Genomic DNA, 14167 nt, shown 5'->3' on the forward strand with positions numbered 1-14167 from the left:
TTTTCCATATTCTATTATAAATGAATATACATAAACCCAACAGCAATAATTCATTACTGCTACTCTTTTTAAATTCATTATTTATAAAAAAGTATTCTTCCGGTCCATCAGCCTCACCATATCAAACTTCCAGCCTTATAATATGTGCTGCTACTTCCTTTAAAACCACATTCATAAATAATATGATAGGTGCCACGTTATGTTCTGGATCTCTGTAGTTCTTGAGATTGGCTATAAATGACCATTCATTATCTTTTAAATTTGTATAATAATCATTCTTTTCTTCCCAGTTTCCTATGTGCCACCTCATATATATATAGAAAATAATCTTCTGCAAATGCTTCATTTATCTGTTTCTTTGTAAATGGAATATCTTTACTATGATTAACTTTTATGTATTCTTTAACGAATGGAAACTTTAAAGCAGCTTCTTCCCAATTTCCTGTATTTATTAATTCCACCAATCCTTTATATTCATCTTTTATAATTACTTTATCTCGAAAGGCTGTATACATTTCAAAAGAAAATTTTTTCCCCTCTTAAATTCATTATGAATTTGATTAACATATATACTTAACTACACAATAGAAGGTTTTAGAAATCGTATTACGTTTCCCTTTTCACTAAATTCACTCTCATTGTTACAATTCTTTGAGGCAAGATCCACTATATAACTCTCTGAAATTTTAAACGTTCTTTCCTCATTAAACATTGTCAAAGGAACTGATACTCCAACATTATTATCTAAATGACTTAGTACCATTACAGGGATAGTTTCTCCTTTTAATAAATCAACATATGAGGTCTTAACTTTATAATAATGCCCTTCTAAAAAATGCATTTTTCCGTTTATTAAATCCACTGCAACTCCATTATTACAATACGCTAAGTTTTGATTTAAAAAATGAATATCGTCTGATACTTTAATAAATTTCATCGTTTTATTATCAAATATATAGTAACCATCTCTTACTACAAAAAGATTATGTGGATTGATAAACTCTAGCAGATAATGTGTAATTTCAAAACTAGTATCTCCCTCAATCATTTCTCTGTATTCTACATAAATTTTTTCTAACTTTTTAAATGTACTTAGTTTGATCCCCTGATTTGGTCTTGATGCAAGTGTTAAGTCATCTAATACCCATTTAGCTACATATGTTGACGTTGGAATCATTTACAATTTACCCCCTTGAAAATTCTATATATGAACATATAAACTATTTAAATTTAATAAGTTGGGCTCTACTTAAAGTATAGGCAGAATCTATTTAATAACTAAGATAATTCTCTAACTTTTTCATATTTACTTCTTATAAATTATAATTATCAAACTCCTACTATGAAATTTTTAAGAATCAAAAAATTAATACAATTTGATGTAGCTATTTGGCTGTATAAAAATAAATCAACTATCAATTAACTGGATTTACACTTTAAAAAATGTACAAATCGTTCCTATTATTTCGAGACAATTCAAATATTTGAAAAGAAAACCCTACACAGAAAATCATATATGGATATTATGATTATATTTTATGTAATTACATGTGAGATTCTAAACGATATTTACGTTCTTTCAGAGACAGTATGCCCTTGATTATTTGGTGTATAAAAATATATTAAACATATAGTACGTGAAATTTTTAAAGAACACTTTAGGAGGTTTTAAGTACATGGAAAATGTTGTTCTAATTATACGGAATTCAGATTTATTAAAATCTATGGATAAGATATTAGCTAGTTCTAAATCTGCAGAAAAAGTACATGAATTACTAAATACGTAAAAAACTAGAATTTATTGTTTTGTCTAATTCAATAAGCACGAATATCATCACATTCAGTATCTATATAGTTTAACTCTACAAATTGCACATCTTTTTGGCGATTTAACAATTCTATTTTATTCATATTGTTCCAATCAAATACTTCTGCATGAGAAACTAAGCATTTTGCTTTCACAGTAGTTGTAATTCTCAGAAGTTGTTCTCTATTCTGCCATGTTGATATAAGACATGGCATCTCTAGCTCAATTAAAACTTTTTCTCCTACGGTAAAAAAATTCATTACACTGGGTGCATCTGATTCAAAAATTTCACATTCTGTTGTTTTTGAAATGACTTCTGTCCAACCATTTAAATAGTCAATACCTTTTAGCATAATGGGCAGCTGCTCTATCATTTCAACTTTTTGTGTTATAACCTCCAATAATAAGGTTTCAGCTAAAATATCAATCTTTTCTTGTTCCAATATTAAATTCCCTCCTTAATCGACGAAACAAAGAAATATTTTCTATATTATATTATGAATTGATCTATAAAAGAAAAATAAATGAATGCTCTATACAATTCTATTTAACATAACGCATTATAATCGATAGCAAGAAAAAAACGGATCCCTCCTCTAAAAAGGAATCCACCCTTTCATCATGTACTTCTATACTTAATTTATTTTCTTTGCTCTTGCAACCTTCCACAAAGCCACAATTAGTATAAGGAGTGGTATTCCCTGAATGAAGAGAAATCCTCCCGAAAAATAAAGCACACGACTCACTAGAGGAGGCGCTGTTGCCGACTCACCCGCAAAATAAGCCCCATAATTAGCCGCCACACCTGCATAATCAGCTATCCCACCTATAAGAAAAGCCGCTGGACTTGTGATTAGATTTATCCCTAAACAGACCATTATCGATGATAGGTTTTTAGTCTTAATTTTTGGTGAAACAGACAAGAAAAATAAGAATAACGCAGTGCCGTTTATAAGAAGTAGTGGTATTACATAATAAATCCCCATAATTCCCCTCCATGGCTTTAATTGTACCATCAGCAAGGATTGATTTGAACAAATAGGGTATTTATGTAAGTCAGATATAGTGTCTCATTATCAGTAACAAGAAAAAAAGCCCTGATCAGGGCTTTTTTTAAGATTACTATCATGAAATTTTTAATTGAAGAAAGACATGATTAGATTGATGCATCTTTTTTTGATGTCTGTTTTGTGAAATCATACAAAGCGATTGCACCTAAAAGAACAAGTATACCTCGAGGAGCATCTATCAAAATAGTTTCCCACATTTCTGGCATTGTCCATTTAATATCTGCTGTTGATGCAAGATATGATTGAAAATAACCGATTGAAAAATCAATTATACATAAAAATACAAATATTGTTAGACCAATTCGAATTAATTTCTTATTTGTAAACATATAACACCTCTCAAAACCCATTGGATATTTTTGATTTAAGGTTTTTTATATATAAAAATCTATATATATATAATTTTAACATACAAAAAACCCAAATAAATACAATATGCATATTTGCATATTGTAAACAGTATTCCATGATGGTTAAGAAATTCCTACAAGTAAAAAAAGAGCCCACTAGGACTCCTTTTTATTTTAAATTTTAATAGTTAATTATAGCTTGTCCAGCCGGATACCAGGTTCCGTTATTTGCTAGGGCGAAACCATAGACAGTCTGACCAGAGCCTATTTTTTGTTTAACATTATTTAATGATTCATATCCATATGCCTGATAACCATTCCCGCTTTGTGGATATGCTACTGCTAATGTATTATAATTATTTGGATTCGAATAGCTATTTGTCCAAGCTATTTTTTGATAATACTTTGAAGTGAATGGATTTTCTAAGCCTTTTACAGCAAACTCAACAGTGCTCCCATAGACATTAACAGTAGTATACGCCGTACTTAAAGTATTTAAGTCTGCAACCTTTTCCTTACTTAAAGTTGGTGTGTTTTCTGCCGCCATCACACCGCCAGCTCCAGATAACATGACCCCAGTCGCTAATGCTCCAATTGCTAGTTTCTTTAACATAAAAAATCCCCCTTTAATAGTTTTATAGCTTGCACCTTCATCATACTTTTGATTTTCATTTATGTAAATATATTACAATTTTAGAAACATAAAACTATTTATTGCGAATGTTGAGTTAAGATATGTTGTCTGATAATAACGATAGATGGTTATTATCATATGAAAAAGTCCTACATTAAGTAGGACTAAATAGCCTTAGCAATCTCATAAATAACGGAATCATTTGCACCACTTTATAACCGATACCTGCCCTTGAAATTAGACTGAATCCTCGCTCCTGACTACCAACCATAATGAACAAACTACCATATAACGCTACAACGGATGCTATTGGGTATGACACCACTTTAATTAAGAATATAACCGGTTCAAACGCATTTACAATACGATTGTATAATTGGCCCTCTATATAATTCTTTATCTTTCCGTCGTTTGATTGGACATCTTTAAATACCTCATTCACATCCGGATTTTAACCATCAGCAAATACATGCGGAATATCTATAATATTGCTGAATATAATTACACTGCCAATCATAATTCTCATTCGCGCCGCCACGGGTGCGTATTTTTTGCATCCTTTTTGAATAAGCTCCACTTTTTCTTCGTGCCATAGTTACCATATGGATCATCTCCTTATTTTTAAATGTCCATTTTGTTCAATAAAAAAAGAACACTATAAAGTGCCCTAAGCTTCTGAGTATAAAATATACGACAATGCCTTGCCCGTTCTAATGGCGCAACCTAAAAGAGCTTTATAGCGGAATATATATAGCTCTCGGAAAAGGAATAAGTTGGTTGGCATTGACTCGATATTGTATGTTTGGGAATTCCTTATGTGCAATAAAAAAGCTCTATACCTATTTATAGAGCTCTTTAAGTGAGTAACGGTGTATTTATATTGACCTGATATTATATGATAAAAGCCTCCTTATGTACAAACGAAAGAGAGCACTCCCCCAATAAGTGCTCTCCCTTGAAAAAATATAGGGGAACATGTTGGAAACCGTTCAGTGTCATTATATGATATTCTCATTCCCAACTATGCCTAAGTCATGTATTAAAGGGGGGTAATGTGTAATTTCTATACAACAAAGAAAAAAGCACCCGAATGGATGCTTAAATTAAACTTATTCATTATCAATATCTCTACTTTCATCATTAACTGATTTAGGGTCTAACATGATTCCTATATCCGGCGGCAAAATTAACTCTATACCAGCTACTGGTTGATTGTCCTCATTAAAATAATACTTCTTTATCTTATTCAATTCTTCATTTTTCTTATTTTCACTCATATTATCCCGCCTTTTATGTATGATATTAAAAACTTTTCTTAATATGTACATTGAGAAAGATAATATACTATTTTTCAACTCTCACACAACTTATAAAATTTTCACATAATAAAAGAACACCCATAATTGATAGGTGCTCTGATATATAAAGTGGTTTCCATCCACACATTCCAATATATGCTCGTCCATCTCGAAAGATGCAAACAAAAAAGCACCTAAATAGGTACCTTTTCGAAACGTATAACGCGAGTAGCCCCCACCACTCTGTATGGTTCCGTTATCCATTAGACCTTTAATAATTTGTGTTTCTTATTAGCCATCTTCTCTTTTGCTGCTTGAATGCTATTTACTAATTTCTTATGGTCCTGATCAAATTGAATCATTCCATCAAACATAGCTGGTGCTACTGCTTCTTCAACATAAGGAAGAAACAAATTGCTCCCATCTTCTCCGCTTTCTCCAGGTAATCCAATTGATGCTGTGCAATGTTCTTCAAATCAAAACGTGTATCTTTCTCTGTAGACTTCGCTTCAAATGCGATAGCTCGCTTATACACACCGTCATAGTCTACTGTACTTTTAGCTTCATAAAATTCATTTAGTACACGGCCACCTTTATTTAATACCTTCACAGGAGCCGGGCGCTTGCTTATAAGCACCACTCCCCCTCTTTGATACATTTTTTTCATTCGCTAGATTGATAAGCATTCCAAATGCAATCCCACGGTTTCCTAGTCCCGTTGTTACTCCTCACTTTCTATTAAAAGGAGTATTTTGTTCAGTTGTCTCCATTACATACAATAAACGTGCTTCATGATATAATATTTTCATTTACATAAATTTACTATTTCATAAAAGGAGGTAACTATTATGAAAAAATGGATTATTGCTATCATATATTGTTCTCTTTTAACAACATTTTCTTATTTATCTATTAAAACTGTACTTTTATCCGCTACTACCTCTACTTCATTCCCAAATCTTCATTTCTTTGTTGGAATGTTCGGATTAACCTTTGGCATTTGGCTATTCGTATTTGGAATACGAAAATATATTTTGTTTGCCACGGAGGATGAAAAAGAACGCCGAAAACTTAAAACCATGTTTTCTATTATTTCAGTTTTATCTTGCTACGTTGCAACTCTGTTATTTTTTATTTAATTCAGCCTACAGTTTGTACATATACTATTTCTGCCCCTGAATAAAACTCAATATTCCGTCAATACTGTAAACAACCCATTTCGAACCATATTCCATTACCTGAGCAGTTAGCTTTTGCTAGCTGCTCTTTATTTGTACAAGGTACTCAATTGACTGGCGCACATATAATATTCTGAGTTCCTTTCTTTATAAAATAGTCGTTATAAAATGAGACTCGTCACGAGAGCACTTTACTAAGTGCTCTTTTTATATTCCAACTTAATACAAAATAAAATTTTTATTCTAATCTTCTCTAACATCTTCCTTAATGAAAAACGACTCACAGTTTGTATAAGCCAAGCATATATTTACTTAGACAAGACATAGTTTTTTACTGTACATGTACAATTTTTGTGCATGTTTTTTTGTTCAATACAATAACTATTTTATTAAAAATCCTTAATGAGCTACTCCTTAAAGTTTTGTAATATTAATGTCACTAAAATCAATTTTTCCACTATAAACTCTTTACTATAATTTTCTATATACACAAACAAGGAGAGTGTTATATGAAAAAATCATTAGTTATATCTGTATTACTCGCACTATTTTCTAGTTTTGCTATTGGATGCGAAAGATCACCTACTATAAATAGAATGGGAACCGAACAATATTATGTACAGATAACAAACAACGGTGAGATAAAAGGGAACCAACGATTCTATACTTTATCTACTTATAATAAGGATGGGATAGAAAAAACAGTTACATTTGGAAGTGTAAAACCTGGAAATAAACCTCTTAAAGAAAATGCCTTCATCCGCCTTTATGTCAACCAAAAATATGACAACAATACTGAGATAAATCATAGAGAGTTGAACTACCCCCACTTTCACTTTGTTTAGAAGTGAGGGATTCCTAAGTAAAGAGTTCTATCGAACTCTAATTGATTAGGCTAACCCCGCAGTCCTTGCGGTTAGAAGCCTTATCGCTTCATTCTTTATATTGATACTTGCGTTAATATCCCTATCATGGTGTGTACGACAAGAAGGACAGTCCCATTCACGTAGGTTTAGATTTTTAACGTCTTTATTTTGATATCCACAACAAGAACATAATTGGCTGGAAGGAAATGTTTTCGATACGACAATGACTTGTTTTCCATACCATTTTGCTTTATATTCCAACATTGTTCGAAATTGTGACCATGATACCTCACTAATTGCTTTTGCTAACTTATGATTCTTTAACATATTCGATACTTGCAAATCCTCTATACCGATAACATCGTGATTTTTGATGATTTCAGTTGAGATTTTGTGCAAGTAATCTTTCCTAGCATTTGATATGTATTCATGAATTCTAGCTACCTTTACTCGTTGTTTATTCCAGCGAGAAGATCCTTTCATTCTTCTAGAAAGAACACGCTGCGCTTTCGCCACCTTATCTTCTAATAATCGAAAAAACTTCGGATTTTTATAGGGTTTACCATCTGACAAAATAGCGAAATCTTTTAGTCCTACATCTATTCCAATGTAAGAATGTGTTTTCGGAAGTTCTTGTACTTCTGTTTCAACTAATAGTGACACAAAATATCTGCCAGAAGGGTTTCGTCTAACAGTCGCATTTACAATACGTCCCTTTACTTCGCGGCTTTTGGCAAATCGAACAAGGCCTAGTTTCGGCAACTTTATTTTGTTCCCTACAACGGCAATGTTTTCATTTGTTTGTTTTGTGGTGTAAGATTGTACGTTATTCTTCTTGGATTTGAAACGCGGGGCACTATTTTGTTTTTTGAAAAATCGTGTATATGCATCCGCAAGGTTGTGAACAGACGACTGAATCGCAATACTATCCACTTCTTTGAGCCAAACAAACTCTTTCTTCATGGCAGGAAGTTTGGCAGAGCATGTACCATATGTTAAACCTTTTCCAGTCTCTTTGTATACGTGATCCCATAGGGATAGGAAATGATTGAATACAAAGCGAGAACAACCTATCGTTTTGTTAATTAGAATTGCTTGTGCTTGATTTGGATAGATACGAAACTTAAAGGCTTTATTAATTATCATTTAATTCACCTCCATTTCAGTATATGACTATTATATACCAAACGTACATTCGATAGGTAGTGGAGTAAAACTTTCTGTAAGTCGAACAATTAAGATGGCTTCCTGCCATCCCTTGTTCGAAGCCAATTCATCTCCCACCTACTCACTCGGCTGTGACCCTTCACGCTCCTTGAGGAAGGAGTCTTCTTGGCTAAAATGATAAAAACATAATAAAAAAGAGTGCGATTAAGATATGCACTCCTTCAAAAGAATTTACCACTCTCGATGGTCACCGTGATCATGATTACGATCGCGTTCATGATCACGTCTACGACGACACTCATCACAATTGCAGTCACGTCTACAATGACAGTTGTTAAAATCGTTTCTTCTGCGTCTACGACCGCATCCACAAAATACTAAATCATCCCAAAATCTATTACAATCTCGAGAATGTCCAAAATTATTATTCCATCCCATAGATATGATTCCCTCCTCTAAAAATTGAATTCATCATATTCTATGATTAAAAGTTAGAAATGGTTTGTTTACTAGTCTATGTTTCAGACTAATAATATTTCAATTTGCAAGTCTATCTGATCCCTAATCTTTCCTTAACAACAAACAAGACGCCACCCAGATTACGGCAAGCGCCTACGATAATTGCTATAAACTTAATCAAACTTATTTATCCTGACTTTATTTATTCCTTTGTTTCCATACCCCATTCTCTTTACGATAAGTATTCTTGCCATCCATGAAGTCAGCTGTATTACCCGGAATGCTATATTTCTTATTTTTTTTCTTAGCCTTCTTCTTCAGTCTCTTCTCTTTTTGAATAACTTGCAAATCTGCCTTCCATTGTTTCAACAAATCCTTTTCACGTCGCATTGAATTTGTACCCCTTGGATTAAAATGTGAACTAAATAATTAGATTCTACCTATTTATATAGAATCCTTTAATCCAAATGTCCATTTTATTCTACCCCTCGTTTAATATGTACCAATTTATGTTTTTCCTTCTATATAGGCCAACGATATATTATAATCCTTTATATCCCCAAGGAGGTTTACCATGCTTTATTTCCATAAAATATTTCCCGTCTTAGGATTCTTTTGGTTTTTATACGGTTTTATTGGTCTCATATTTTTATTACTATTCCTTAGCGTATCGTAACAATGCGTATACATGTATGCTTAATGTGTAATTTCTATATAACAAAGAAAAAAGCACCCGTTATGGATGCTTTTGATTACTTATGCGCTTAATTTTCCAGTAATCTCTTCTGCTGTTAAGTCATATTGTTATTCCTCACTGTCTATAAAAATAATTAGTTCGTTAAGTTTCAATATGTAATATTGTATACTCTTTACTTTCAATTTCCATATATGCAATAATTTATTTATAAAAATACAAAATATTAGTAAGGATGATTTATATGAACAAATTCCGGAAGAAGATAATTAAATCCTTACAAACTTCTTGGGGATGCTTAGCATTTGGTGTATTAATATTTGCTATCTTCTTAATTATAGATCTAACAGATACACCTTTAAATACATTAAGTTGGAGAGATTGGCTAGGTTCTTTAGTAGGTGCAGCCATTGTATCTGTAGGAATGTTTACTTTAAGTAACTTGGATTTAAAATAATTTTTCCGTCAATACTATATGTAGGCTGTATGTCAAAACTCATTTGAAGTAATTTTCTTTGTATCTCCTTGTATGGAGCAGTTAACTTTTACTAACTGCTCTTTTAGTCGTGAGCATTATTGACAAGCTATCATATAATGTAGTCATGCCTTTCTTAAAATTAAGTTCGTCACTTGAATTATAAAAATGGGATTAAACCCTATAATCTTTTCAAGAATCAGCCATATTTTATTCCTGAAAAAGTGCTTTATTTTACTGAAAGGTAGTTGCGGAAACAACTGCCTTTTTGTTTATGACAAAAGGATTATTTTTTTCAAATGTTTACTACTAATGATCAATAAATATCTTATGATTATTATATATGAATAATTTGTTTAGGAGTAGATAAAATGCCAGTTACACTAGAACTTATTCTTTTTATTCTTATAGCAATTAGTGCTGTTGGCTATTTGATAAAAGAATCTCAAAAAACCAAGAAAAGAACACTTGGAATTTCACTAGAACTTTTAGTTCTTTTCTGGTCAATATGGAGAATATCGACTATTATAATCCAAATTTCGGAATATAATCTCTCGTGAATAAAACCCAATATTCCGTCAATACTTTATATGACATTAGATTTTCTCCCTGTTCCCCATTGGAGAACCGAGCAGTTAGCTTTTGCTGGCTGCTCTTTGTCTGTAAAAATACACTCAATTAACAAGAAACGCATATAATATTCTGTGTTCCTTTCTTTATAAAATAAAGTAGTCTTCACAAAATGGATCTCGTCACGAGAGCACTTAATAAAGTGCTCTTTTTTGGTTTTAAAATAAACAAAATGAAATTTTTATTTATTTTTCTTTCATATATAATATTTTAATATTTGTTTATAATATAGTTGTAACTTTTGTACAACATATAGCTGTATCCAGTGAAACTTCTAAAATTGTACAACCGAGCAATTAGCTACTTTAGCTAGCTGCCTTGTTATGTAAAATAAGGCATTTATAAAAAGCTTTCTCAACACCCAACTAATGGAATCCAATTACCTTTTATGGTAATCTATTGGTAATCATGTAAAAATCTATCGTTCCATTAACAGGACCCGTCCCCCTAATCGGGTCCTGTTAAATGTTCTCTATTAAAATGGTGTTTTGGTTCGACTATCGTCTTTACTTCCCCACGTCCTACAATTCAATATGCAATATTACATATTTGGTATATCAAATTTATAAACATGTAATAATTGCTTTATACAATGTTTATAATTATTATCGAAAGGAGAATACTACATGTCTTTCTTTTCGTGGTCTCCTCTTATTTTCTTAACAGTTGTTGCAATCATCATTTCTATTAAAAAGACTAAGAAACAATAGCTTTAAATAGTTACAATAAGTTATTTTTAGGAGGTGTAGTTATGTCATTTGCAGCATGGAGTGCAATTTTTATGACTTTAATCGGAGCAATGTCAGGAGTAATATTTGGTACAATTTCTTCTAAAAGAAGTAAAAATATCAACTAAAAACCTACTAATAAAAATAAATTTTTATTTTAGTGACAGCTGATACAATCTTAATATTCTAGCTGTCATTTTCTATTCAAATAACTATTTTTTCACTTTTTTGATACATTTATGAAACATTTATATGTTATCTTCAGTATGTTCTTTTCATAAATTGTGTGAATTATACCTACACAAGAAGCTCTAGATCTCTAAATCTAGGGCTCCTTCGTTTAAATAAATATTTTTTCAATTCGACGTATAGACAACTATATATTTAAATGTTAAAATATTATTGTGATTCCTGCATGGTTTCACATACGACTTTTTTTCTTCGGTTATGGGGTTCTTACGTAATAGTAAGAGCCATTTTTTTATTCCAATAATTTTTTTGTTAAAAATTTACACACACGTACTTTTCGATATATAATTAAATTATCAATATATTAGGAGTGTCAAGTATGTCAGGAACAATAATGATTTTGTTATATATTTGTTTCGGAATGAGTGTCGTTTTTAGCTTAATAAGGGAATTTCGAAAACCACAGAAAAACCAGTTCTTAATTTTAGTTGATTCTTTAATTTTGCTAGGAGCTCTATTCCTAGTGAGTAGTATCTTTATCTAAATCATTTACCACGTAACTCGGCACTATTAAAAACTCTTTACCGCATACATTAAATTTAGGATTTCCATATGCATAAATCCATTTCTGTGTTATCAAATACTTCAATCACATATAAAAGTTACGCCAAAGCTTCCGTATTAATTAAGATTTCCTATTTCTTGCATTCAATGTGTTTCGCTTATCACATGAACAACCTTTGTATTACAGTAAATTTCGTAGTTGTTTTTCATACGTTTCACTTTTTCATTCCCCCTTATTTACTGAGAGAAAACTTATGCTATAATATATGTAGCTAATTTTAGGGCATATTTTCTCTACAACGCTCGTTACCATTGAGCGTTTTTTCATTTTTAATAGATATCTACCTAACAATCACAAATATAATTCCTTTTGACTACCGTGGATTATCAACTTTTTTCATAATTTTATCTTTGTTTTTTATATTCATATTTTCGTAACATCTTTATATAATGTTTTAATGAACAATGTGTTAAACTTATAACATTCCAAGAAGTCCTTTACTTTTAGAAACGACAATTCTTCAATACCCTTAGTCTTACCCTGCATCCCCTGCAGGGCTTTTATCATTTTAGCTAGAGTTATAATACTTCTTATGTGCTTCCTCAACCTTATCTGCGCTGTTTTGTATCCCCCTAACTCTTAAGTCCTTTATGATCCACAAGCTTTTCTTTCGTTCGTATTCATCATGTCGTTGTTTATCCATCGCTTTACCATCTTATTTATCTAAAAATCCCCTAATTATATATAATGTTCCTATAAACTTGGATAAGAGATGACACCATGGACAAAGAGGAAATTGCTAAAGATTTAACAGTTGCTTTCTTACACTATCAATCAAGTCGTGTACGTGATATTGATGCTGCTGTTAATGTCTATGAAAAGTTTTATGAAGCTGTTAATAGATCCGAATCAGTTGAAGAATTCGATTACATTGAACCAGTTAATTACGTTCGTGATACTAAAGAATAATAAGCATAAGAGTCAAAACCGCCACTTCGGCTCTTAACTATTTAAAAGAATCCGTCTTGCTTCCGCCAAATCTTTAATTACTAATGCTGTTTCTGCATCGTTACAAACCTGAGTTTATTTATTATAGGAAAATGTATAATAGAGTGTTATTTTATTACAGTTAATCCAAAATTAAGAAAAGAAGCTATTATAGGTATTATGTGGCACTTAGAAGAAAAAGGCTATACGAAGTCAGATGTTCCAGAAATTAAATCCTCTTATAATAATAAGATAGATCAATATGGAGCACATGTTAAATTTAAAGATGAACAAAACATATGGTACGAATACGTACGTTGGGATAATCCTCATACAGGTAAGGTTGAATTTAAGTAAGGTGATAATGGCGAGAGAGGAAAACATATGGAATTAAAATTATATATTTAATTAAGTTATAGGACGGCACCTTAGGGTATCTTTCCTTTTTATTTATCTTGTTTCCCCTAATACTATCTTCTTGATTGAACATTTATTGCGTCATAATTATATAAATAAAAATTATTACTATAATTACAAGTGCTATAGCAGCACCTGATAACATGTACCCATCAATACCTGCGCACAATTCTTTTAGTTCTGCTTTTATTTGTTTCCTATTTTTTCCTGTTGAAAATATATAACGAATAGAATATATAACTAGTAAAAAAATGACGTGATTATATCCATCTTAGTTTATATTCCATACTTGGTGTATAGTTTGCCGCGGAATCCATTAAATTATATCTATCTAAAATTTCGAAACATCTTTTAGGGTTAGTTAGAGCATATAGAAATTCTAAGTCAGCTTTTTCAAGTGACATCCATACAATGCCTTTAAAATTTATCGGCAACAGTTCTAATATCATATCTCTATCCAAACCTGATTCTTCTAAGAAATTTTCAAGATAAGAGAGAGATAAGTAACTCCAGTTTGTACTATGATATTCCCCCACTAAAAATGTATATCGATTTAAGTCGTTACAATTTAATTCATCACTTTTTATTGCTACTATTCCCCATTTCATATTTTTCCCACACAATTATTATTCACAAAATTCACTAATAAGTAT

The 14167-nt window shown here is 31.4% G+C and carries 16 protein-coding genes and 3 pseudogenes; 6 read left to right on the forward strand and 13 right to left on the reverse strand.

What is annotated here, in order from left to right; genetic code table 11:
* Window positions 1-121: 121 nt before the first annotated feature.
* The 9 genes and pseudogenes from ACTFP3_RS27045 to ACTFP3_RS27085 form a co-directional block, all read right to left on the reverse strand.
* Window positions 122-515: pseudogene (locus ACTFP3_RS27045) on the reverse strand (hypothetical protein).
* A gap of 62 nt (window positions 516-577) precedes the next feature.
* On the reverse strand, window positions 578-1177 hold the full coding sequence (locus ACTFP3_RS27050; RefSeq protein ID WP_440011758.1) for a hypothetical protein: 600 nt from the start codon (window positions 1175-1177) through the stop codon (window positions 578-580).
* A gap of 638 nt (window positions 1178-1815) precedes the next feature.
* The gene (locus tag ACTFP3_RS27055) at window positions 1816-2250 is read right to left on the reverse strand and encodes a hypothetical protein (RefSeq protein WP_098645515.1); all 435 of its coding nucleotides are present in this window, start codon (window positions 2248-2250) and stop codon (window positions 1816-1818) included.
* A 192-nt stretch (window positions 2251-2442) separates the two neighbouring features.
* Window positions 2443-2793 carry a hypothetical protein gene (locus ACTFP3_RS27060; protein WP_029948484.1) on the reverse strand — a complete coding sequence of 117 codons (351 nt, stop codon included), beginning with the start codon at window positions 2791-2793 and terminating at the stop codon, window positions 2443-2445.
* A 170-nt stretch (window positions 2794-2963) separates the two neighbouring features.
* Window positions 2964-3227 (reverse strand): DUF3937 family protein, encoded by a 264-nt coding sequence (locus tag ACTFP3_RS27065; protein ID WP_025118347.1) that lies wholly within the window; start codon window positions 3225-3227, stop codon window positions 2964-2966.
* A gap of 181 nt (window positions 3228-3408) precedes the next feature.
* Window positions 3409-3840 (reverse strand): hypothetical protein, encoded by a 432-nt coding sequence (locus ACTFP3_RS27070; protein ID WP_440011761.1) that lies wholly within the window; start codon window positions 3838-3840, stop codon window positions 3409-3411.
* Between the two features lie 175 nt (window positions 3841-4015).
* Window positions 4016-4461: pseudogene (locus tag ACTFP3_RS27075) on the reverse strand (hypothetical protein); the annotation flags it as partial.
* 509 nt (window positions 4462-4970) lie between these two features.
* Window positions 4971-5138, reverse strand: a complete 168-nt coding sequence (locus ACTFP3_RS27080; RefSeq protein WP_001293569.1) for a hypothetical protein — start codon at window positions 5136-5138, stop codon at window positions 4971-4973.
* 284 nt (window positions 5139-5422) lie between these two features.
* Window positions 5423-5845, reverse strand: a pseudogene (locus ACTFP3_RS27085) (Holliday junction resolvase RecU).
* A 162-nt stretch (window positions 5846-6007) separates the two neighbouring features.
* Here ACTFP3_RS27085 and ACTFP3_RS27090 point away from each other — a divergent pair.
* Together ACTFP3_RS27090 and ACTFP3_RS27095 are read left to right on the forward strand one after the other, a co-directional pair.
* On the forward strand, window positions 6008-6298 hold the full coding sequence (locus ACTFP3_RS27090) for a hypothetical protein (RefSeq protein WP_000758756.1): 291 nt from the start codon (window positions 6008-6010) through the stop codon (window positions 6296-6298).
* 548 nt (window positions 6299-6846) lie between these two features.
* Window positions 6847-7182: a DUF1093 domain-containing protein gene (locus tag ACTFP3_RS27095; RefSeq protein WP_071715081.1), complete on the forward strand. Its 336-nt coding sequence runs from the start codon at window positions 6847-6849 to the stop codon at window positions 7180-7182.
* Window positions 7183-7227: 45 nt separating this feature from the next.
* On the opposite strand, the gene tnpB is transcribed toward ACTFP3_RS27095, so the two are convergent.
* The 3 genes from tnpB to ACTFP3_RS27110 all read right to left on the reverse strand — a co-directional run bounded on the left by tnpB (window position 7228) and on the right by ACTFP3_RS27110 (window position 9219).
* Complete coding sequence (tnpB, locus tag ACTFP3_RS27100) at window positions 7228-8349, reverse strand: IS200/IS605 family element RNA-guided endonuclease TnpB (RefSeq protein WP_440011764.1); 1122 nt, start codon at window positions 8347-8349, stop codon at window positions 7228-7230.
* 252 nt (window positions 8350-8601) lie between these two features.
* A complete protein-coding gene (locus ACTFP3_RS27105) occupies window positions 8602-8808 on the reverse strand; it encodes a hypothetical protein (protein WP_326036853.1) in 207 nt (68 codons plus the stop codon).
* A gap of 219 nt (window positions 8809-9027) precedes the next feature.
* Window positions 9028-9219 carry a hypothetical protein gene (locus ACTFP3_RS27110; RefSeq protein ID WP_001250605.1) on the reverse strand — a complete coding sequence of 64 codons (192 nt, stop codon included), beginning with the start codon at window positions 9217-9219 and terminating at the stop codon, window positions 9028-9030.
* Between the two features lie 548 nt (window positions 9220-9767).
* On the opposite strand from ACTFP3_RS27110, the gene ACTFP3_RS27115 reads away from it, so the two are divergent.
* The 4 genes from ACTFP3_RS27115 (at window position 9768) to ACTFP3_RS27130 (ending at window position 13454) form a co-directional block, all read left to right on the forward strand.
* On the forward strand, window positions 9768-9980 hold the full coding sequence (locus tag ACTFP3_RS27115; RefSeq protein WP_440011766.1) for a hypothetical protein: 213 nt from the start codon (window positions 9768-9770) through the stop codon (window positions 9978-9980).
* Window positions 9981-10369: 389 nt separating this feature from the next.
* Window positions 10370-10558: a hypothetical protein gene (locus tag ACTFP3_RS27120; RefSeq protein ID WP_001145518.1), complete on the forward strand. Its 189-nt coding sequence runs from the start codon at window positions 10370-10372 to the stop codon at window positions 10556-10558.
* A 2332-nt stretch (window positions 10559-12890) separates the two neighbouring features.
* Window positions 12891-13079 (forward strand): hypothetical protein, encoded by a 189-nt coding sequence (locus tag ACTFP3_RS27125; RefSeq protein WP_326036851.1) that lies wholly within the window; start codon window positions 12891-12893, stop codon window positions 13077-13079.
* Between the two features lie 120 nt (window positions 13080-13199).
* On the forward strand, window positions 13200-13454 hold the full coding sequence (locus ACTFP3_RS27130) for a DUF3139 domain-containing protein (RefSeq protein WP_440011779.1): 255 nt from the start codon (window positions 13200-13202) through the stop codon (window positions 13452-13454).
* A 320-nt stretch (window positions 13455-13774) separates the two neighbouring features.
* Here ACTFP3_RS27130 and ACTFP3_RS27135 read toward each other — a convergent pair whose 3' ends face one another.
* Complete coding sequence (locus ACTFP3_RS27135) at window positions 13775-14122, reverse strand: hypothetical protein (protein ID WP_326036850.1); 348 nt, start codon at window positions 14120-14122, stop codon at window positions 13775-13777.
* Window positions 14123-14167: the final 45 nt, after the last annotated feature.

The sequence above is a fragment of the Bacillus cereus group sp. MYBK5-2 genome (assembly GCF_051915685.1).
Taxonomy (GTDB): domain Bacteria; phylum Bacillota; class Bacilli; order Bacillales; family Bacillaceae_G; genus Bacillus_A; species Bacillus_A cereus.